This window comes from Arthrobacter sp. NPDC092385, from assembly GCF_044755105.1.
Classification (GTDB): domain Bacteria; phylum Actinomycetota; class Actinomycetes; order Actinomycetales; family Micrococcaceae; genus Arthrobacter_D.
In genome coordinates this window covers 23,252-43,757 of sequence record NZ_JBIVQL010000018.1, presented here as the reverse complement: position 1 = coordinate 43,757, position 20,506 = coordinate 23,252, and the positions used below count along the sequence as shown (strand labels likewise).

Annotated in this window: 20 protein-coding genes and 1 riboswitch; of the genes, 10 read left to right on the top strand and 10 right to left on the bottom strand. The window is 68.6% G+C overall.

Going from position 1 to position 20,506, the window contains the following annotated elements:
- The first annotated feature begins 63 nt into the window (after positions 1-63).
- The 3 genes from ACIQCY_RS16610 to ACIQCY_RS16600 all read left to right on the top strand — a co-directional run bounded on the left by ACIQCY_RS16610 (position 64) and on the right by ACIQCY_RS16600 (position 2,133).
- The gene (locus tag ACIQCY_RS16610) at positions 64-321 is read left to right on the top strand and encodes a mycoredoxin (protein ID WP_400484962.1); all 258 of its coding nucleotides are present in this window, start codon (positions 64-66) and stop codon (positions 319-321) included.
- 97 nt (positions 322-418) lie between these two features.
- The gene (locus ACIQCY_RS16605; protein ID WP_400484961.1) at positions 419-1,504 is read left to right on the top strand and encodes an S-(hydroxymethyl)mycothiol dehydrogenase; all 1,086 of its coding nucleotides are present in this window, start codon (positions 419-421) and stop codon (positions 1,502-1,504) included.
- Complete coding sequence (locus tag ACIQCY_RS16600; protein ID WP_400484960.1) at positions 1,504-2,133, top strand: MBL fold metallo-hydrolase; 630 nt, start codon at positions 1,504-1,506, stop codon at positions 2,131-2,133. Before ACIQCY_RS16605 ends, ACIQCY_RS16600 begins: the two co-directional genes overlap by 1 nt.
- A gap of 45 nt (positions 2,134-2,178) precedes the next feature.
- Here the strand turns inward: ACIQCY_RS16600 and ACIQCY_RS16595 are convergent, their stop codons facing one another.
- From ACIQCY_RS16595 to ACIQCY_RS16565, 7 genes are all read right to left on the bottom strand, one after another.
- Positions 2,179-2,931 (bottom strand): biotin/lipoate A/B protein ligase family protein, encoded by a 753-nt coding sequence (locus ACIQCY_RS16595; RefSeq protein ID WP_400484959.1) that lies wholly within the window; start codon positions 2,929-2,931, stop codon positions 2,179-2,181.
- A gap of 60 nt (positions 2,932-2,991) precedes the next feature.
- A complete protein-coding gene (locus tag ACIQCY_RS16590) occupies positions 2,992-3,786 on the bottom strand; it encodes an alpha/beta hydrolase (RefSeq protein WP_400484958.1) in 795 nt (264 codons plus the stop codon).
- A 60-nt stretch (positions 3,787-3,846) separates the two neighbouring features.
- A complete protein-coding gene (thiE, locus tag ACIQCY_RS16585; protein WP_400484957.1) occupies positions 3,847-4,566 on the bottom strand; it encodes a thiamine phosphate synthase in 720 nt (239 codons plus the stop codon).
- On the bottom strand, positions 4,566-5,438 hold the full coding sequence (gene thiM / locus ACIQCY_RS16580; RefSeq protein ID WP_400484956.1) for a hydroxyethylthiazole kinase: 873 nt from the start codon (positions 5,436-5,438) through the stop codon (positions 4,566-4,568). Before thiM ends, thiE begins: the two co-directional genes overlap by 1 nt.
- Before the next feature lie 39 nt (positions 5,439-5,477).
- Positions 5,478-5,576: riboswitch (TPP riboswitch) on the bottom strand.
- Positions 5,577-5,664: 88 nt separating this feature from the next.
- Positions 5,665-6,696, bottom strand: a complete 1,032-nt coding sequence (locus ACIQCY_RS16575; RefSeq protein WP_400484955.1) for an aldo/keto reductase — start codon at positions 6,694-6,696, stop codon at positions 5,665-5,667.
- Between the two features lie 38 nt (positions 6,697-6,734).
- Complete coding sequence (locus ACIQCY_RS16570) at positions 6,735-7,019, bottom strand: DUF427 domain-containing protein (RefSeq protein WP_400484954.1); 285 nt, start codon at positions 7,017-7,019, stop codon at positions 6,735-6,737.
- Between the two features lie 144 nt (positions 7,020-7,163).
- A complete protein-coding gene (locus ACIQCY_RS16565; RefSeq protein ID WP_400484953.1) occupies positions 7,164-7,940 on the bottom strand; it encodes a thioesterase family protein in 777 nt (258 codons plus the stop codon).
- Positions 7,941-8,249: 309 nt separating this feature from the next.
- On the opposite strand from ACIQCY_RS16565, the gene ACIQCY_RS16560 reads away from it, so the two are divergent.
- Positions 8,250-9,779: an MDR family MFS transporter gene (locus tag ACIQCY_RS16560; RefSeq protein ID WP_400484952.1), complete on the top strand. Its 1,530-nt coding sequence runs from the start codon at positions 8,250-8,252 to the stop codon at positions 9,777-9,779.
- A 9-nt stretch (positions 9,780-9,788) separates the two neighbouring features.
- On the opposite strand, the gene ACIQCY_RS16555 is transcribed toward ACIQCY_RS16560, so the two are convergent.
- The gene (locus tag ACIQCY_RS16555; RefSeq protein WP_400484951.1) at positions 9,789-10,646 is read right to left on the bottom strand and encodes a Rieske 2Fe-2S domain-containing protein; all 858 of its coding nucleotides are present in this window, start codon (positions 10,644-10,646) and stop codon (positions 9,789-9,791) included.
- A 232-nt stretch (positions 10,647-10,878) separates the two neighbouring features.
- On the opposite strand from ACIQCY_RS16555, the gene ACIQCY_RS16550 reads away from it, so the two are divergent.
- The 4 genes from ACIQCY_RS16550 (at position 10,879) to ACIQCY_RS16535 (ending at position 16,129) form a co-directional block, all read left to right on the top strand.
- Positions 10,879-12,630: an alkaline phosphatase D family protein gene (locus ACIQCY_RS16550; protein ID WP_400484950.1), complete on the top strand. Its 1,752-nt coding sequence runs from the start codon at positions 10,879-10,881 to the stop codon at positions 12,628-12,630.
- A gap of 352 nt (positions 12,631-12,982) precedes the next feature.
- Positions 12,983-14,176, top strand: a complete 1,194-nt coding sequence (locus ACIQCY_RS16545) for a serine hydrolase domain-containing protein (RefSeq protein WP_400484949.1) — start codon at positions 12,983-12,985, stop codon at positions 14,174-14,176.
- Between the two features lie 220 nt (positions 14,177-14,396).
- Positions 14,397-15,473: a sensor histidine kinase gene (locus ACIQCY_RS16540; RefSeq protein ID WP_400484948.1), complete on the top strand. Its 1,077-nt coding sequence runs from the start codon at positions 14,397-14,399 to the stop codon at positions 15,471-15,473.
- Positions 15,470-16,129: a response regulator gene (locus tag ACIQCY_RS16535; protein WP_400484947.1), complete on the top strand. Its 660-nt coding sequence runs from the start codon at positions 15,470-15,472 to the stop codon at positions 16,127-16,129. Before ACIQCY_RS16540 ends, ACIQCY_RS16535 begins: the two co-directional genes overlap by 4 nt.
- Before the next feature lie 140 nt (positions 16,130-16,269).
- Here ACIQCY_RS16535 and ACIQCY_RS16530 read toward each other — a convergent pair whose 3' ends face one another.
- Positions 16,270-16,665, bottom strand: coding sequence for a class F sortase (locus ACIQCY_RS16530; protein WP_400484946.1), 396 nt, complete (start codon positions 16,663-16,665; stop codon positions 16,270-16,272).
- A gap of 538 nt (positions 16,666-17,203) precedes the next feature.
- On the bottom strand, positions 17,204-18,319 hold the full coding sequence (locus tag ACIQCY_RS16525) for an ice-binding family protein (protein ID WP_400484945.1): 1,116 nt from the start codon (positions 18,317-18,319) through the stop codon (positions 17,204-17,206).
- A 477-nt stretch (positions 18,320-18,796) separates the two neighbouring features.
- Between ACIQCY_RS16525 and ACIQCY_RS16520 the strand changes: the two genes are divergently transcribed.
- Together ACIQCY_RS16520 and ACIQCY_RS16515 are read left to right on the top strand one after the other, a co-directional pair.
- Positions 18,797-19,702 carry a neutral zinc metallopeptidase gene (locus ACIQCY_RS16520; RefSeq protein ID WP_400484944.1) on the top strand — a complete coding sequence of 302 codons (906 nt, stop codon included), beginning with the start codon at positions 18,797-18,799 and terminating at the stop codon, positions 19,700-19,702.
- A gap of 41 nt (positions 19,703-19,743) precedes the next feature.
- Positions 19,744-20,505 (top strand): glycosyltransferase, encoded by a 762-nt coding sequence (locus tag ACIQCY_RS16515; RefSeq protein ID WP_400484943.1) that lies wholly within the window; start codon positions 19,744-19,746, stop codon positions 20,503-20,505.
- Position 20,506 lies beyond the last annotated feature (1 nt).

Sequence of the window (20,506 nt, the reverse complement as noted above, 5' to 3'; positions counted from 1 at the left end):
GAGACAACTTCCCGCGCATCGACACCAGAGTGCGGTACCACCGCACCCAGCATGAGGAGCACCGTGGACTACACGCCAGAAGCAGGATCCATCACCATGTTCTCCACCTCGTGGTGCGGGTACTGCCGTCGCCTGAAGTCCCAGCTGGACGCGCAGGGCATCGGCTACACCGAGGTCAACATCGAGGAGGTCGAGGGGACCGCCGAGCTCGTGGCGTCCCTCAACGGGGGCAACCAGACGGTGCCCACCGTGATCTTCCCGGACGGCAGCACCGCCACGAACCCCTCCGTGGCAGAGGTCAGGGCCAGGGTCGCCGTCTAGCCCGGGCGACCTCCGCGCACCGCGTCCGTCCCCCATATGCTGGGAGCGGTGGCTCCGTTCTCCGGGCCACCGCTCCCAGCGGAAGGACAGCGAAGACATGGTGCACAAAGTTCAGGGCGTCGTGGTGCGGGCGAAGGATGCCCCCGCCACCATCGAGACCATCCTGGTCCCGGACCCGGGGCCCGGTGAGGCGCTCGTCGACATCCTCACCTGCGGCGTCTGCCACACCGACCTGCACTACAAGCAGGGCGGCATCAACGACGAGTTCCCGTTCCTGCTGGGCCATGAGGCCACCGGCGTCGTGAGCGCCGTCGGCGACGACGTCACGACCGTGGCCCCCGGCGACCGCGTCATCCTCAACTGGCGTGCGGTCTGCGGCGAGTGCAGGGCATGCCGTCGGGGCGAGCCCCAGTACTGCTTCGACACGCACAATGCCACGCAGAAGATGACGCTCGAGGACGGCACCGTCCTCTCCCCCGCGCTCGGGATCGGCGCTTTCGCCGAGAAGACCCTCGTGGCCGCGGGCCAGTGCACCAAGGTGGATCCAGCAGCGGATGCCGCGGCGGTCGGGCTGCTCGGCTGCGGCGTCATGGCCGGGATCGGCGCCGCCATCAACACGGGCAACGTCTCGCGCGGCGACTCGGTCGCCGTCATCGGGTGCGGCGGCGTGGGGATCGCGGCCGTCGCCGGTGCGAAGCTCGCGGGAGCCACCACGATCATCGCCGTCGACATCGACGACCGGAAGCTCGAGCTCGCGAAGGGCCTCGGGGCGACGCACGTCCTGAACTCCAGGGCCGAGGACCCCGTGGAAGCCATCCGGGCCCTCACCGGCGGGAACGGGGCCGACGTCGTGATCGACGCCGTCGGGCGTCCCGAGACCTACAAGCAGGCGTTCTACGCCCGCGACCTCGCCGGGACCGTGGTGCTCGTCGGGGTCCCCACGCCAGAGATGACCATCGAGCTTCCGCTGCTCGACGTCTTCGGACGCGGCGGATCCCTCAAGTCCTCCTGGTACGGGGACTGCCTGCCCAGCCGGGACTTCCCGATGCTGGTCAGCCACTACCTGCAGGGAAACCTCGATCTCGACGCGTTCGTCACCGAGCGCATCCGCCTGGACCAGGTCGAGGAAGCCTTCGAGAAGATGCACGGCGGCGCCGTGCTCCGCTCGGTGGTGGAGCTCTGATGGCCGCGAGGGTGGAGCACCTCGTCACCTCGGGCACCTTCTCGCTCGACGGCGGCACCTGGGACGTCGACAACAACGTGTGGATCGTGGGCGACGACGAGGAATGCGTCGTGATCGACGCGCCGCACGATGCCGCCGCGATCATCGACCAGATCAACGGGCGCGTCGTCCGGGCGATCCTCCTGACGCACGCGCACGACGACCACATCCGCGCGGTCGGCGACCTCTTCGACGTCGTGCACGCGCCGATCTACCTCCACGACGGCGACCGGGAGCTCTGGAACATGGTGTTCCCGGAGCTGAGCCCCGACCAGTCCATCGCCGACGGCGACACGATCGAGGTGGCCGGCGTGACCCTGACCGCCCTGCACACGCCCGGACACTCCCCCGGATCCGTCTGCTACTACCTCGAGGAGGCCGGCACCGTCTTCACGGGCGACACGCTCTTCCAGGGCGGACCGGGCGCCACCGGACGTTCCTTCAGCGACTTCCCGACGATCATCGAGTCCATCCGCACCAGGCTGCTGACCCTGCCGCCGGACACGATCGCGCGCACCGGCCACGGGGACAGCACGACGATCGGAGACGAGGCACCGCACCTCGACGAATGGATCGCGCGCGGCCACTGACACCCGGGCGTTCCGTCCTCCGTTCAGGACGGGCGGGACGCCCCTTCAGGACGGGCGGGACGCCGCGGGTGCAGGGGCATGCGCATCGAGGCGGACCGCCGCGGTGTACGCGGCCAGCAGCGAATCCTCGACGTCGCCCACCGTCACCCCGGCAACGAGGTCCTCGGCCGCTCCCGCGGTGGCAGGCCGCCACGGGAGCCCCAGGGCCGCGTAGACGTCGGTGAGGACGGCGCGGAGGGGCGCCGAGTCCTCGACGACGATCACCGAGGAGAACAGCCACGCGCCGGCGACCACCCGCTGGGCCGTGCCCACGAGCTTGAGTGCGGGAACGCCGTCCTGCCGTCCGTGCACGCTGAACTCGCCCGGGCAGTACTCGCCCGGCACCTCGCCCACCTGCGCGTCGAGTCCGACGTCGGCGAGCACCCCGGCGAAGAAGTCCCCGAAGGCGGCGAAGCGGGCGCGCGTGCCGGCCACGGCGTCGTGCGCGGGTTCGATGTGGTCGACGACCAGGCAGCCCCGATGGTAGGCGGCCGCCCGCCCGCCGGCCCGCCTCACGAGCGGCACGAAACCCTGGTCCGCGGAGGCTGCACTCGCCCCGTCGAATCCCGGGAGCCGCGCGTCCCGCTGCCCGAAGGCGACGGTCGGGCTCGGCCGGTAGAGGCGGAGGGTAGGGGGCCGCACACCTGCGGCGACATCGCGCAGGAGCGCGATCCCGCGCTCGAGTTCTGCAGCCGCATCAGCCGATACCGGGTCGACGACGAGCGCCAGTTCGCCGGCGCCCTTCCACGGATTGCTCATCCGGCCATCGTAGGCAGTCGGTTGTGCCGGGCGCGCCCCTCGGCCTGTCGCACGGAGGCGTCAGGGTGTCGGCAGGGGCGTCCAGTCGAGCCAGAGCCCTGCCTCGATCGCGATGGCCGCCGGCACGGTGTGCGGCCCGTCGAACTCCCGGTACACCACCTCGTAGCCGCGCCGCTTGAGGGCCGGGACCACGCGCCGGCTCGTGGCATCGATCGGGAGGACGGTGTCCTCGGTGCCGTGGGAGACGAAGACGGCCGGCTGTCCGTTCTGCGGCCCGGGCGGGACGAATCCGGGCGAGAACGCGACCACCTTGCGGAAGAGGTCGCCGTTCGCCAGCCCGAGTCCCAGCGCGTAGGACGCGCCGTCGGAGAAGCCGGCCACCCCGATCCGCTCCGGGTCCACCGGGACGAACGAGAAGACCTCCTCGAGCGCCCTGTCGATGACCGCCGTGTCCGGTCCGAACCCACCACGGATGGCGTCCCACGTGCCGCCCCGCGACGCCGGCGCGAGGATGACGATCCCGAGCTGCTCCGCCGCCGCGCGCAGGACGGACAGGCCGCCCTGCGCGTCCCCGCCGGCACCGTGGAGTGCCACGAGCAGCGGGACCGGCTCATCGGTGGCCAGGGATTCCGGGACGTACACGATCGGGTCCCTGGTCCCCGCGACACCGAGCGCGCTCACCCCCGTCATGGTCGCCGGGCCGGGGTCCGCGGCGCCGGGGCGGGCGGTGAGCACGGCGGGATCCTTCGTATCCTCAGGCTGTCCTGTCTCCATGGGTCCTCCCTCGCAGGCCGTCGCAGCCACGAGGAGCGGCGCGATCATCGCACCGGCAAGCACGGATCTCCTCGTTGCCACACACGGATTCTAGGTTTTCGGGCATGCCGTGATCCCGGTTGCCGTCAACCGCGAAGTCGGCTAGCAGCGGGCGCGGAACGCCCGAACAGGTAGCCCCGGCACCGGGTCTTCGCCCGGCGCCCAGGAGTTCCAGGCGCCGAGCAGGGACCGGGCGGCTTCTGCAGGATCAGGAGCCGCGCACAGGGCGGACACGACGGCGATCCCCGCCGCACCCGCCCGGCGCAGCGGAGCGGCGTCGGCGGCGTCGATGCCCCCGATCGCCACACAGGGAAGGGCGGAAGCCCCTGCCAGGCGGGCGAAGCCGTCGACGCCGAGCGGCGTCGGATGGTCCGGCTTTGTCGCGGTGGCGTGCACGGCGCCCACCCCGAGATAGTCCACGGTGCCGGGCGGCAGGGCGTGGGCGACGGCGAACTGCTCCGCGGTGGCAGCACTCAGGCCGACGACGGCGTCGGGGCCGACGACGCTCCGCACGAGGCCGGCCGGAAGGTCGGACTGGCCCACATGCACGCCATGGACCGGGGCACCCTGCTCGCGTGCCGCCAGGTACACGTCGACCCGGTCGTCGACCAGGACGGGCACGCGATCGCCGACGGCCTCGGCCACCGCGACCAGGAGGGTGAGAAGGTCGCGGCCCCCCGCGTGCTTGTCCCGCACCTGCACGCACGTCGCACCGCCCGCCACCGCGGCCGCGACGACATCCGGGACGGTCCGCGGAGTACTCAGCAGCGTGTCGGTCACGAGATAGAGCGGCAGGTAAGACGCCGGGAGCGGCCGCGGCATCAGTCGCCGTCCGGGAGGTTCAGGCCCTGCACGACGTCGGCCGGCGTGATGGCGGCGAGCGCATCGAGGAAAGCGGGCGCGAAGGTGCCGGGACCCGCCGCAAGTGCGGCGGCCTTCTCGGCGGCGAGCGTGTAGACGCCGGTGGCGGCGGTCGCGGCGAGCAGTGCATCCGGTGTGAGGGAGGCGAAGGCGGCCATGACGGCGCCGAGCGCGCAGCCGCCGCCCGTCACGCGCGTCAGCAGAGGAGTGCCGTTGTCCACCCGGATGACCGCGCCGCGGGCGGGGACGACGGCGTCGACGGGACCGGAGATCGCGACGACCGATCCGTGGCGCTGCGCGAGCGCGCGGGCGGCGTCGAGCGCCGCTGCGGTCTCGTCGGTGGAGTCCACCCCGCGTCCTCCGCCGCCCGCGCCCGCGAGGGCGATGATCTCGGAGGCATTGCCGCGGATGATCGTGGGCCCGAGGGCGACGAGCTGCCGCGCGGCGTCGGTCCGGACGGAGAGGAAGCCCACGGCGACGGGGTCGAGGACCCACGGGGTGCCGGCAGACCCGGCGGCCTCCGCAGCTTCACGCATGGCTGCGCGCTGACTGTCGGTCGGCGTGCCGAGGTTGACGAGGACCCCCGAGGCGACGGGCGCGAACTGGCCGGCCTCCCCGGGGATGTCCACCATGGCGGGAGCGGCGCCGAGTGCGAGCAGGACATTGGCGGTGAAGTTCGTGACGACGGCATTGGTGACGCACTGGACCAGCGGCGAGGCGTTCCGGAGGTCCGCGAGCAGTGCCGCGCATGCTTCGGCGGTGACCCGGCCGTCCTGCGGCGACGCGCCGCGCTCCGGTGCTGGGGGGCGTGTCTGCGCAGGTGTCTCGGTCATGGCTGCCTTTCGCCGGTCGGGCGGAAGGACGGACGGACCGAAGGCCCGGCAGGACATCCCTTCGCCAGTATGAGCTGGATCAGGTTCGACGGGTCTCATCTCAGCCCCTCCCGTGGAGGGACACCCCGTGTCGCTGTTCGAACGATAACGCCTCGGCGCGGAGCTTCCAAGCCGGGGGCGGAAGGGCGGGCACCCGTGCAGCAGGCACGTGCACCCGCCCCAGGGATCAGCGGCCGCCCTCGATTCGGCGGCTGCGCTGCTCCCTGCCGGGGCCTCCGTAGGGGTAGTCGCTGAACGTGGGCGCGCTGACGTCGTCGAGGCGGCCGAGTTCTTCGGGTGTCAGCTCGAGGTCCGCCGACGCGAGGTTGTCCGCCAGCTGCTCCTGCGAGCGCGCTCCGAGGATCACGGAGGTCACGGCGGGCTTCGCCGCGACCCAGGCCAGTGCGACGTGCGAGGCGTTGACGCCGCGTTCGGCGGCGATGCCGGTCACGGTATCGATGATCCGCCACGTCCGGTCCTGGGCGTTGCGCTTCTCCCAGGCCTCCATGCCGCGCTGCGGGTTCTCCCCGAGCCGCGTGGCACCGGTGGGTTCGGTGTCGCGGGAGTACTTGCCGGTCAGCCAGCCGCCGCCCAGGGGCGACCACGGCAGCATCCCCATCTCTGCGTCGAGTACCGCCGGGACGATCTCGGCCTCGATCTCGCGTACGAGCAGCGAGTACTGCGGCTGCAGTGTCACCGGCAGGGAGTAGCCCCGCTGGCGGGCGATCATGACCGCCTTGGTGAGCTGCCAGCCGGTGTAGTTGGAGAACCCGTAGTAGCCGATCTTGCCCTGGACCACCGCTTCGTGGAGGAATCCGAGGGTCTCCTCCAGCGGGGTCAGCGGATCCCACGAGTGCACCTGGTACAGGTCGATGTGGTCCACCCCGAGCCGCGTCAGGGAGGCGTCCAGCGCCCGTCGGAGGTGGCGCCGGGACAGTCCGAGGTCGTTGACGTCCTCGCCCATGGGGAACCTGCCCTTGGACGCCAGGACCATCCGGTCACGCTCCGCAGGGTTCCTGGCGAGCCACCGTCCGATGATCTCCTCGGAGGTGCCGGCCGTGTAGACGTCGGCCGTGTCGATCAGGTTGCCGCCCGCCGCCGCGTAGTCGGACAGGATGGCGTGCGAGACGCCCTCGTCCGATTCCGCGCCGAAGGTCATCGTGCCGAGTGCGAGATGCGATACCGAGGTGCCGCTGTTGCCGAGTTTCCTGTACTCCATGGTGCTCCTTCGTCAGTGGACGGCGCCCTGTGCGGTGGTCATTCGCTGACCGTGACGCCCTTCCAGAAAGCGTAGTAACCACGGATGTTCTCCGCTGCTTCTTTCGGTTCCGGGTAGCTCCAGGCCGCATCCTTGTTCTGCTCACCGTCCACCTCCAGCGTGAAGTAGCTCGCCGTGCCCTTCCAGTGGCAGACGGTCTGGGTCCGGGTCGGTACGAAGTGCTCCTGCGAGATGGAGTTCCGCGGGAAGTAGTGGTTCCCCTCGACCATCACCGTCTCCGCCGATTCCGCGATGACCGTGTTGTTCCAGATTGCTTTCGGCATGATTCCTCTTCCTCGACGGTTCCCGCGCTCGCGTGAGCGCGGTGGCGCCTGCTGCCTGTCGGCGAGGGCGCGGTACCTTCCCCAACTCCCAGGGCAGCCGGAGCATTCCGGGCGCGGGCCTCCTTCGGCGGCCGGCGGGCGCGGTCAGAGCTTCCGTACGGTCAGGATCTGCTCGAGGCGGCCAAAGGGCCCGTCGAGATCGTGCGCGACGCTCGAGGTCAGCCCTACTCCGTGCCCGCCGAAGGTGACGCGGGTGTCGAGCCCCAGCCACTCGCCCCTGGGCAGGCGGTGGAGGTGGATCTGGAGGTCCACGTTGGGGAACATCCAGCTGTCCCCTCCGGGCGGCACACGCGCGGCGATACCGTTGGCGGCATCCATCATGCCGACGAGCCGCACGACGTCGGAGGTCGGCTGCTCCTCGAGCATCGAGTAGGGATTCCGCATCCACACCTGCCCGCGGCCGGGGCGGTGCCCCGGGACGACCCGGACCTCGAGCGAACGGATGAAGCCTCCGGGCCACGCCGTCATGGCCTCGTGCGGACCGGCCTCGTCCGGGCCGGGCATGCGGGGATCCTCCACCGCGGTGACGGCAGCCGTGTCCTGCGCGCCCAGCCGCCAGGCCCTCGCCACGATCGCCGTCCGCCCACCCGCCTCCATCCGGGCCTCCAGCAGTTCGATGGTCCGCCCGGGCCGGACGACGGCGGTGGAGACCTCGAACTCGCCACCCGGGATCATCCCGAGGATGTCGAAGCTGATCCGGCTGAGCTGCATGCCGTCGCGGGGCTCGCACTCGAGGAGGCATTGCGTGAGGAGACCGGAGATGGGAGCCATGTGCTGCTCCTCCGGGTTCCAGGCACCCTGGGCGTGAACGGTCGATTCGAACCTTCCGCCACCGAGGTCGCGGTAGAAAGAATCTGGCACGGGGAGATCTCCTTCATCGGGGAATGCCGGGTGGGCTGCCGGGCAGCACAAGGATGCCCGGGGGCATGGCCCGGGGCGTCGCACCCGCCCTATGCTAGTGGAGCACCTGCTCGTCCCCGCCTCGAGGCGCGGACCGGCCGATGGACCGAGGAACCGAGGCCGGGCCGGAATAGAGTCCGGACATCCCGGGTTCAGTTGATTGACCGGACGAACGATTCAGCGTGCCGGTCCCACCCAGAATTCAACCGCGGCAGCCGGGCGGATCACGTCCGTCGCAGCCGCGCAGCAGATCGAACCGAGCGGATCACCATGACCCAGAGTCCCCCGTCCCGCGTCTCCGACGCGACTCCCAGTCCCGAGGGCTTCGCCCCGTCCGGTGGCGCGCCCTCCGCCACCACGAGCGACCGCGCGCCGGGCGCGCTGCCTGCCCGCGACAGGCTGGTCATCACGCTCCTGCTGATCTCGGCCTTCGTGGTGATCCTCAACGAGACCATCATGGGCGTCGCGATCCCGCGCCTCGTCGAGGACCTCGGCATCACCGTCGGTGCGGGGCAGTGGCTGAGCACGGCCTTCATGCTGACCATGGCCGTCGTCATCCCCATCACCGGTTTCCTGCTGCAGCGGTTCAACACGCGCCCGGTGTTCATGGCCGCGATGGGCCTGTTCAGCCTCGGCACGCTCATCGCCGCCCTGGCACCCGGTTTCGGGGTCCTGGTGGTGGGCCGCGTGGTCCAAGCGAGCGGGACGGCGATCATGATGCCCCTGCTCATGACCACGGTGATGACCCTCGTACCGCCCGCCTCGCGGGGCAAGATCATGGGCAACATCTCGATCGTCATCTCCGTGGCACCCGCGCTCGGCCCCACCATCTCCGGAGCGATCCTCAGCGTGCTGGACTGGCGCTGGATGTTCTGGCTCGTCCTGCCGATCTCGCTCGCGGCGCTCGCCATCGGGTCGGCCAAGATGCAGAACGTGACCGATCCCCGCAGGTCCGCCATCGACGTGCCGTCGGTGATCCTGTCCGCCGTCGCCTTCGGCGGCATCATCTACGGACTCAGCCAGCTGGGTGAGGCCTCGACCGGCAGTGCCGTGCCCGCGTGGCTCCCGCTCGTCGCCGGCGTCCTCGGGCTGGCCGCCTTCGTCTCCCGCCAGCTCGTGCTGCAGCGACGCGGTGCCGCGCTGCTCGACCTCCGGGTCTTCACCTCGCGCAACTTCACCATCTCGATCGTCGCGATCGCCGTGAGCATGATGGCCCTCTTCGGAACGATCATCCTGATCCCGATCTACGTCCAGACCGTCCTCGGCATGGATCCGCTCACCTCCGGCCTGCTGCTCCTTCCCGGCGGCCTCGCGATGGGCCTCCTCGGACCGGTCGTCGGCAGGATCTACGACCGCCGCGGCCCCCGGGTGCTCCTCGTCCCAGGAGCCCTGCTGGTCAGCGCGGTGTTCTGGTCGATGACGCGGCTCACCGAGACCACGCCCGTGGCACTCGTGCTCGTGGCGCATGTCCTGCTCAGCGTGGGCCTTGCCCTGATGTTCACTCCCCTGCTGACCTCGGCCCTCGGGTCCGTCAAGCCGCGCCTGTACTCGCACGGCAGTGCCGTCTTCGGGACCGCACAGCAGCTGGCCGGCGCGGCCGGCACTGCGCTGTTCATCTCGGTGATGACCCTCCAGAGCACGGCCCTCGCCGCGGAGGGCGTCGCCGAGCTGCCGGCGCTGGCGGGCGGTATCCGCTCGGCCTTCCTGTACGGGGCCGTCATCTTCCTGCTGGCCGTCGTCGCCTCGTTCTTCGTGCGTGCACCCGAGGAGACCGGGGACGCCCCGGCCCCCCTGCACTAGGAGCTCGGGTCAGGACTCGGGCTGGCGCAGTTCGATATAGCCGTCGCTCGTGACGCGCGTCTCGTAGACGGGCTGGGGCACGGCGGCGGGGCCGCGGTAGTTCTTGCCGTCGTCGAGCCTGAACATGCTCTGGTGCCAGGGGCAGGTGATGCAGCCGTCCTCGATGGTGCCCTTCTCCAGGGGCCCTCCGAGATGGTTGCAGACACTGTCCATCGCCGTCAGCCGTCCCTCGTGGCGGAGCAGCAGGATGGGAACGCCGTTGGCCTCGACCGTGTGCCGTCCGCCCTCGACGACGTCGGCGTCGCTCGCCACGCGCGTCCAGTCCTTGGGCGCCTCGTGCCAGGCGGTCCGGTTCACGTTGACGGCGCTCGCGTAGCTCAGGTGGCCGCCGAGGTATGCGCTGAACAGCATCGACCCGAGCCCGCCGAGACCGAGCAGGACGCCGAGGGCGCGCTTGTCCTTCGCCCTGGCCACGGCGGAAGCCGTGTAGAGCGCCAGAGCGAGGGAGTTTCCTGCGGCATGGACGATGCCCACGCGGCGTTCCTTCTCCTGGGTGTCCGACCAGTCGTGCAGGCCCGCGATCGCCGTCGGGACCGCCGACAGGATCCCGACGGTGACGAGGAGGTCGGCCGCCTTTTGGGAGCTCCTGCCGCCGGCGAGGTCCAGGAACGAGGCCATGCTCCAGGCGCCCGACGGGACGACGATCATCATGGGATGCAGGTGGTGGCCGATGGCGGTACCGCTGAGCACGTTGCGGACGGCGCGCGGTTTGACGGCCTTGCTGACCGCGGCGGCCAGGGGGTCGGCGATCCTGTCCAGCGATTTGGCGTGCTCCAGTCCGTCCAGCATCGTGTGCAGGATATTCATGCGTTGCTCCTTCTGATCCGGGACGGCGGTGCGCCGGTCCAGCGGGTGGTGACCGCGGCGCCACTCCGTCCCCACCGTTCCAGCAGCCCCTGGACCTGACAACCTGAGCGGGCGCACCGAGGTTTTCCTTGGTGCCGGGGAGATTCGGTGCGAGAATCCGCGCAGGTGTCCGCGGAGGCGGGCTCTTCGCCATCCACCTGCGGGCCGGACGTCAGAGGGGTAGAACTTACGTATGACTCAGACTCCCCTGGTCCTTGGCCCCATACTCCGGTACGTCGATGAAACCTCGGCAAGTATCTGGGTGGAGGTCGGCACTGCGGCACGCGTCGTCGTCCGGGCCGCCCCGCGGTCCTGGGAAGCACGCACGTTCGCGGTCCACGGGCACCATTACGCGCTCGTCGAGGTGGACGGACTCGAGCCGGGAAGCGTCACCCCCTACACCGTGGAGGTCGACGGACACCGGGCCTGGCCCGACCCCGGATCCGTTCCCGACTTCCCGCCGTCGAGCATTGCGACACTCACTCCGGGGAAGCCGCTGCGATTGGCTTTCGGGTCCTGCCGCACGAGCGTCCCCCACACCAAGGAGGGCAATCGGACCCACGGCATCGATGCCATGCGTGCCTACGCGCTCAGCCGGACGAAGGACGACAGTCCACCGCGGCCGGACCTGATGCTTTTCCTCGGCGACCAGGTGTACGCCGATTCCACCAGTGAGGAGATGCAGCAGTTCATCCGCGGGCGGAGGGACATCGAGGAGGAGCCCGGCTCCGAGTTGAAGGACTACGAGGAGTACGCCCACCTGTACAACCTGGCCTGGTCCGACGGCGCCAACCGCTGGCTGCTGTCCACCCTTCCCAGTGCCATGATCTTCGACGACCATGACATCCGCGACGACTGGAACGCCTCCATGTCCTGGAAGCAGGAGATGGAGGCCACCTCCTGGTGGCAGGACCGCATCGTCGCGGGCCTGGCGTCGTACTGGGTGTACCAGCACCTCGGCAACCTGTCACCTGAGCGGCGAGCCGAGGACCCCATCTGGCAGCGGATCGTCAACCATGACGACGCCGCCGAGCTCGACCTGAGCGAGGAACTCGACGCCTTCGCCGACCGGGCGGACAAGGAGCCGGCCAGCTACCGCTGGAGCTACTGCCGCGACTTCGACGACACGCGCCTGATCGTGGTCGACTCCCGCGTCTCCCGCGTGCTGACACCCGATGCGCGGGCCCTGCTCAGCGAGGAGGAGACTGCGTGGCTGGATCACAGGATGGTGGGCGGGTTCCGGCACCTGCTGGTGGGAACCTCGCTGCCGTTCCTCCTGCCGCTGGGGCTGCATCACATCGAGTCCTGGGACGAGGCCCTCGCACAGGGTGCGTGGGGAGCGTGGGGCGCGCGGCTGGGTGAGAAGCTGCGGCAGGGCATGGATCTCGAGCACTGGGCCGCCTTCCAGAACAGCTTCCGCGCCGTGGCCCTCATGGCGACGGACGTGGCGGACGGCAACCGGGGCCCGGCACCGGAAACGGTGACCTTCCTGTCGGGCGACGTCCACTTCTCGTACGTCGCGGAAGCGGACAGGACGTCGGGCAGCCGTATCCTCCAGGTGGTCTGCTCCCCGATCCGCAATCCGCTGCCGCGGCTCCTGCGCTCCTCCACCGCACTCCTCTCCTACGGCGTGGCGTCACCTCTCGGGGCCCTCGTGGCGCGCTCCGTGAAAGTTCCCGACCCACCGTTCCGCTGGCGGAACATCAGGGGACCGTGGTTCGACAACAACCTCGCGTCGCTCGAGGACACCCCGGACGGGCTCACGCTCTCGTGGCAATCGGGAACGGTGGACGGCGACGACCATCTCCACCCCCGACTCAAAGAGGTTGCCGCTCTGACAGTGCCGCGGCGTGGGTCCGAAAATGCGCCGGGAGGGGAGGCTGTGCCCGAGGCAGCGCTCCCTGCGTCCAGGGGCACGCGGGCACGGAGGGGACGGCGGCAGTAGGACAGGCTTCAGGCGCTGCCCTACCCTGCCCGCAAATGCTCACCGATGCATCCTGCGATTGATCTTGCGCTCCTCTCCGGCGACACTGCGATCCCTGTAGGTGATGCCGTCCCCGTCCGCTCCTGTTCTGCTGCACGGACCCGTTCGAGGAGTGACAGATCCTACCGGCGCGCGGCTTCGATGCAGCGCTCTCGCTATGGGCGGCAGCGATCGATCACGACCAGAGGTTGGAGCCTGTGCTTGAGGAGGAGCGGAATCCTGTTCTCTGGCCCGGGGCGCAGACGTCGTCGTTCGGTTGGACTTAGAGGTGTCGGCGACCTCCGGCGACAGGGTTAGGACAAAGGAGTGGACGATGGCGAGAATGACGCGCTCGATGCAACGAGGCGCTGCCGCCGCAGCCGCGGGGCTCGTACTGGTTTCCCTGGCGGGATGCGTGGGGATCAGCGACACCAGCCTCGCTGAAGGGGAATCCTCGGCGAAGGTCGACGGCCAGCGGCTGCAAACCAGCCTCGACGAACTCGTGCGGGCTGGTTTTCCTGCCGCGCTGGGTACGCTCACGGAGGCCGATGGCGACCGCGCGAGCCTGGCCTCCGGTCTCGGCAACATCGAAGACCGGCGGCCGGCAGCACCAGACGGACAGGTCCGCATCGCCAGCAACACGAAGATGTTCACGGCGACGGTGGTGATGCAGCTTGTGGATGAGGGCGTCATCACACTCGACGAGCCGATCGAGACCTACCTGCCGGGTCTGGTAAAAGGTGAGGGAATCGACGCCGAACGGATCTCCATCCGGCACCTTTTGCAGCACACGAGCGGATTGCCCGAGTACATCGCTACTCTGCTCGGCCATGAGGATGGTCTGGCCCGGTACTGGTCGCCGCGGGACACGCTCGATATGGCGTTCACCCAGCCTGTGGCCTTCGCGCCGGGCGCGCGGTGGGAATACAGCAACACCAACTACCAGGTGCTCGGCCTGCTCATCGAACGAATCACCGGGGAGCCGCTCGACAGGCAGATCGACGAGCGCATCGTGCAGCCACTGGGATTGACAGCCACCCTGCTGCCGCACGGCGGAGATCGCAGCATCGAGGGCGATCACCCCCTCGGCTATCACCCTGACGCCGCGACCGGTGACCTCGTCGACACCACTGCGCTCGATCCTGGGGCGACCTGGGCGGCGGGAGGCATGATCTCGACGCCTTCTGAGCTCAATACCTTTATGCAGGCCCTGTTCGCGGGCGAGCTCACGAGCGCTGCGGCACTGAAGGAGATGCTCACCACCGTTCCTGCGGAGGAGGAGGTCTGGCCCGGTTCCGGCTATGGCCTCGGTGTGCAGTCCTACCCCCTGACCTGCGGTGGTGTCGCCTGGGGGCACGGCGGCGACATTCTCGGCTATGAGACCCGCAACGGCGTGAACGAGCGCGGCGACGCTGTCACCGTCGCCGTGACCGCATTGCCCTCGACCGTGATCGACCCGGCGGACGAGGAGGCCCTGCTCGACAGCTACCGCAGCGTTTTCCAGGTGATGAACGACGCCCTATGCTAGGCCTGGCGCGAAGGCGCCGACGCCGATCAGGCGGTGGCCACCGTGCATCCGCAGAATGACCCCGGTCCCGCGTTCGCGTCCGTGACCATACTGGCTCGAAGGACACCGGCCGTGCAGCAATTCATCACCCGAGATGCCAGACCGTTCTTCTCTGCGCTCCTCATCCTCGTCCTCGTGCCCGTGCTGCTTGCCCTGCCCGAGACCCCCCCCTTCCGATACGGTGTCGCTCACCATAGCTGCCCTCGTCGCCCAGGCGATCGCCCTTCTAGGGGGGCATCGATTCCCGGGCCTGACTCTGGCCGTTGTAGCCCTCCTCGATTGTGCGCTGCTCGTCGTCTCTCCGGGAAACAGCACCGGCAGTCTCGGCACCGTCCTCGCCGTCTACGGAACGCGGCGCGAACTGGACCGAGGGCGGGCCTTCGTCTGGATCGGACCACTCGCCGCTATAAGCGTCGCCGCAGCCGTGATAGCCGGCCCAGATGCCGGGATCGACGGCACGTGGATTGTCCCTTTCGGCATCGCTCGGGTGGTCCTGCTCTTCGGGATTCCAGTGTTGCTCGCCGAGGTCGCGGTGAGCCGGGTGCAACTCATCGAGGCGCTGCGACAACGGGCCGAACTTGCGGAACGTGAGCAAACGGCCACTGCCCGCCACATGGTGCAGCAGCAACGCACCCAGATGGCCCGCGAACTACACGACATTGCCGCCCATCATCTGACCGGCATCATAGTGAGTGCGCAGGCCGCCGGTGCCCTCGCCGACCGCGACCGTCCCGAGCAGCGAAGATATCTTGCCGCGCTGCAGGCCGACGCGCGCGAAGCACTCGACCACCTCCGGCAGACGGTGGGTCTCCTGCGTTCAGACGATGGAGACCGAGTCCTGCCCGCCCCCGGCATCGACGATCTTCCACGCGTCGTCCAAGAAGCCGCGCATCGCGGAACACCAGTGGATTTCGACACGGTGGGAGAGCCCGGAACGATCGGGCCGGTCGCCGGTGTCGTGGTCATCCGCGGCGTTCAGAAGGCTCTTGCCAATGCCCGCAAACACGCTCCGCACGCCCCTGTAACCGTCATCGCGCTGTGGAGCAGCGTCGAGCTGCGCGTAGCAATCGAGAACGGGTCCACCACCGCCACCCCCTTGGCGATACCAGCAAGCGGATACGGCCTGGCCGGCCTTCGCGAGCGACTCATGTTGGTCGGCGGCACCCTCGATGCCGGCCCAACCCGCACAGGATGGCAGACAACTCTCACCCTGCCCACGACCACCGCACCTTCCGCAGACAAGGACGAGCATCCGTGACGACCGTACTCATCGTCGACGACCAGCCCATCGTGCGGGCCGGACTGACTGTCGTACTCGACGCGGAACCGGATCTGCTCGTCGTCGGCCAGGCAGCGGACGGACAGGAGGCCGTCCGGCTGGCGTCCTCGCTCCGCCCGGACGTCGTGTGCATGGACGTGCGCATGCCCGGAATGGATGGCATCGCCGCGACCCGGCAGATCGTCACCGAGCATGGAGGGGCGGTGCGGGTGCTCGTCCTCACGACCTTCGACATCGACGAAGACATCTTCGCGGCTCTTGAAGCCGGCGCCGCCGGGTTCCTCCTGAAAGGCGCTGAAGAGAAAGCCATTGCGGCGGCCATCCACTCGGTCGCCGCCGGCGGCGGAACCCTGGATCAACGAATAACCCGGAAAGTACTTGCTGAATTCGGCCGCCGTCGCGCCTCCCCCGTACCGACACGAGCTGCCCTCGAGCTGCTCACACAACGTGAACTCGAAGTGCTCGACCTCATCACCCGAGGGCTCTCCAACGCTGAGATCGCCCACGATCTCTTCATCGAAGTGACAACGGTGAAGTACCACGTGCAGAGCATCTTCTCGAAGACGGGAAGCCGGGACCGGCTCCACGCCGCGCTGTGGGGATTACGCCACCGCATCGGGAGCGTACCGCACTGAGACTGCGAGTTGTCGACAGCAACGCAATGACATCGGTGAAGCGACAGCGGGACAGGGAAGGGTCTGCTGCACCTCACAGTGGGGCAGACCCGTTCTTCGGTCGACGGTCGAGCGGTAGACGAGGGTCGTGATGCTTGGCCCTAGGTGGTTCTGGGCGTTCCGCTGACCGCGACGTTCTTGCCCCAGGGATCCTCGGTGTAACAGCTGACAAGGACAACCCGGCCGGGCACGATGTCCCAGATGGAGCTGTTCTTCAAGGTGTCCTTGTCGTGCGTGATGACGGAGTCGACGACATAGGTGATGTCACCCGTTCGGGTGGCGAGTGTGAACTCTGACCCGACGAGCGCTTCGTTGCTCAGTCGGTTGAACGGCGCGTCCCGCCCCTCCCAGCTGTGCCCAGCGATGTAGGTGGTGTTCACAGAGCCGGAACCGGGGAATCCATAGGGGGTGAGCCAATAGGCGTCGAGTGTGAGCGGTGGTACCAGGGACTGCGATGCCAGGTCAGCGTCAGTGGGCGTGAGTGGAAGAATCGCCACATCGATGCCAGCGGCGGCAAAGGACAAGCGGACGGGTTGCGACGACGCCGCTACCGTGCCGGCAATGTCTCCGGCCGAGCTTGGAGTCACACCAGCCGGGTCTTCGACCGGGCCGGCACCCGATGGTGCAGCAGCTTGGTCATCGACAGGGCTGGCATCCGGTGCCGCACTGGCAGAGAGCGTGCTGGACAGCGGGACTGCCCGAGGTTGTGGTTCATTCGATCCCGGCGGCATCACGGACGCGGCGAGGGCGAGACCGGCGGAAGCAATGATGGGTAGGGCTACCCACCGCTTTCCAGGTCTCTTGATCCCGGCAAGCGGCGCAGGTCGTTCTTGCCGTTGATCGGCCGGCTCGCCAACCCTCCGGTGCTTATGCATTGCCCTCAACTCCTTAGACAGTGATAGGCGTGACGCATCGAGCGGCGTGGGTCGTGTGATCCCGACGAACCGGGTCGGTGATCGTTAGAACAGGACTGCTTCGAACTCGTCACCCTGGCATAGCCGTCGCCGGTTTCGACGACGGCTATGCCCGAGAGTCCTAATGCCTTCGAGCGGAACGCGGCCCTCTTCCGGCCGCTGCTGCAAAGAGCGCGCACACTGCGGCTCCCGTGAGGAGACCAACTGGCAGGAACGACTGTGCCTCCGGCTGGGCACTCGCTGCGGTTTGGATGTTCGTGCCGCGGTTGGTTCCGAGCCTGGCACCGTCCGCTCCGACCACTGGCTGTTGCCCTGACACTCCACCCGCCCCGCCGACACCGGAATCGTTACCCGGCACCAGAGCCGGAGTCTTAACCGTCGGCACCGGAGCCGGAATCGTAACCGTCGGCACCGGAGCCGGAATCGTAACCGTCGGCACCGGAGCCGGAATCGTAACCGTCGGCACCGGAGCCGGAGTCGTGACCGTCGGCACCGGAGCCGGAGTCGTGACCGTCGGCACCGGAGCCGGAGTCGTGACCGTCGGCACCGGAGCCGGTGCTGACGTTGTGGGAGCTGGAGTCGCGGTAACGGTTGGTACTGGAGTTTGTGTGCAACTGGAGGTGACGAACGAGTTGTTGTCGAGCGTCACGGCCCCGTTGCGCGCCAGCGCCCGGCCTTCGACAGCGGCCTCGGTGGTGACCGATATGGATGTCAGCGCGAGGATCGTGCCCTTGAAGGTCGAGTTGGTACCCAGCGTGGCGGAGCTTCCGACCTGCCAGTACACGTTGCAGGCTTGGGCTCCCCCGATGAGCACCACGTTGCTTGCCGAGGCTGTGATCAGAGTTTCTGCAACCTGGAAGATGAACACGGCGTTCGGGTCGCCCGCCGCGTCAAGCGTGAGCGTACCGCTGAGGGCCAACGGGCCGGTTGATTTGTACACCCCGGCCGGGAGGGTCCGGCCCACCAGGTCGTCCGCGACACTCTCCGTCAACGCCCGTCCAGCGGCATCGTTGTAGGCGATCGTCAGGTCTGACTTGGCCTGCAAGGCTTCGGCGTTGGCGGCATTGATCGCACCCGTCGTAATACCCGGAGGGAAGCCGGTGACAGCGCTTCCCGGGCTTACCCCGAGGTTCGCATTCAATCTGGTGGGACCCGTATTCGTCACGGTTTCGCCACCCAGTACCGAATAGGAACCCGCTGTACCAAGCCCGACAGGCGCTTCGGCGGCGTAAGCCACCCAAGGGCCGCTCACCACGGCGAGGGCCGTAAGTGCGATAGCACTGACCGCTGCGCCAAGGGCCGCTTTCGGTGCCCACTTGTTTAGGCCCGCGGATGCGTGGCGGGGTGAAGTCTTGGAGCCTCTCATAGTGCACCTTCCAGCAGGGTGAGCGGCCCAAAGCGTGATCGCACTACTGAGGATCCAGAAGCTACTGACCCCAAATCAGGCGCAAAGGGAGTTTCTACACCGAACGAGGAGACAGGTCGCGGCGTTACCCTCAGACTAGTCCTCATGGTACGCAAGTGATAGGTGTGGCAAGGAGTTTCCCGCAGCTTCCTTTGCAGTTCGAAAAACAAAAATGGATGACCCCTTCTGGCTGGGTCCCCGCCAGCACGCGAGGCGCATCGACCGGCACATTGGCAGAACTGAGGGACTGGCACGCGACCCACGACGGCCGTGGCCCAAGGGAACGCTAAGTACGCTTATTGTTGAGTCATGAGTTTCAATGACAACGCCCGCTTCGATCCCTCCCGGGTCAGCGACCGGCGTGGACGCGGACGCGGTGCCGCCGTGGGAGGCGGGCTCGGCGGCGGGCTCCTCCTGATCCTCTCGCTGATCTTCGGTCCCGGCGTCGTCGACCAACTCGGTCTCGACGACGGTACGGCGACGACGCAGGAGCAGGACCCGGGTGGCGAGAGCGCCATCAACGAGTGCCTGACGGGCGTGGAGGCCAACGAACGGCTCGACTGCCGGATCCTCGGTACCGCCGAGAGCCTCGACAGTTTCTGGTCGCCGTACCTGGACCAGTTCGGCGTCACCTACACCCAGCCCGGCGTCGTGCTCTTCACCGGCAGTACCGATACCGGCTGTGGAGCAGCCACCAGCGCCGTCGGCCCGTTCTACTGCCCCACGGACCAGCAGACCTACTACGACACCGCCTTCTTCGACGACCTGGTCACGCGGTTCGGCTCCTCCAGCGGACCGCTCGCGCAGGAGTACGTGGTCGCCCACGAATTCGGGCACCACATCCAGAACCTGATCGGCACCCTCGGTGCCGCCCAGCAGGATCCGCAGGGGGCGGAATCCGGTGGCGTCCGCGTGGAACTGCAGGCGGACTGCTTCGCCGGGATGTGGGCGGCCCATGCCACCTCGGTCCCCGATCCGGAGTCGGGCGAACCCTTCCTCCGGACCTTCTCCACCACGGATCTCCAGGACGCCCTCTCCGCGGCGGCCTCCGTGGGTGATGACCGCATCCAGGAAGCGGCGACAGGACAGGTGAATCCCGAAGGCTGGACCCACGGTTCGAGCGAACAGCGCCAGGCGTGGTTCTCCCAGGGGTTCGAGACCGGCGACATCCGTTCCTGCGACACGTTGTCCGCGCGCGACCTCGACAACCCCTGACCCGTCCGTCCCACTCCTGTTCACACCCCGAGGATCGAGCCGTGACCGAACAACTCGCCGTCGTCGTCCCCGTGTACAACGAGCCCGACGTCGCCCGCACCCTCGATGCGCTCCTGGGGCAGCGGGACTGCCCGGACCTGCGGGTCTACGTCGTGGACAACGGCTCCAGCGACGACACGGTACAGCGGGTCGAACGCTTCTCAGCAGGGCACCCCACCCTCGACGTGCGGATCCTGCACGAGCAGCAGAAGGGCACGGGAGCCGCGTGCGATACCGGTTTCCGGACGGCGATCGCCGACGGCTTCACCCTGATCGCCCGCACCGACGGGGACAGCGAGCCGGTGGAGGACTGGGCCGCCCGGATCCGCACCGTGTTCGCCCAGCATCCCGAGGTACAGCTCGTGGGGGGCACCAGCATCCCCCTGCGCGACAGATACCACCGGTGGGGTGACGACCTGCTCATGCCCGCCGCGCTGAGGCTCCTGCGCATCATGATGGCGGTGTACCACCTGGACGTCGCCTACCTGCGCTTCGTCGCCGGCCACAACATGGCGGTCCGGGCCTCCGCGTACCTCGCGACCGGCGGGATCGGGCGCACATCGATCGACGAACGCGACGAGGACATCGACTTCTCGGTGCGGGTCTCCCACCGGCTCGGCTTCCGCGCCGTCCGGATCGATCCGCGCCTGAGGGTCGCGACGTCGATGCGGCGCGTCCGCCGCTACGGCCTGGGCCTGATGGGCCTCCACCACATGGTGCCGGCACTGCGGGGCAGGATCAGCCGGACCATCGACATCCGCTAGC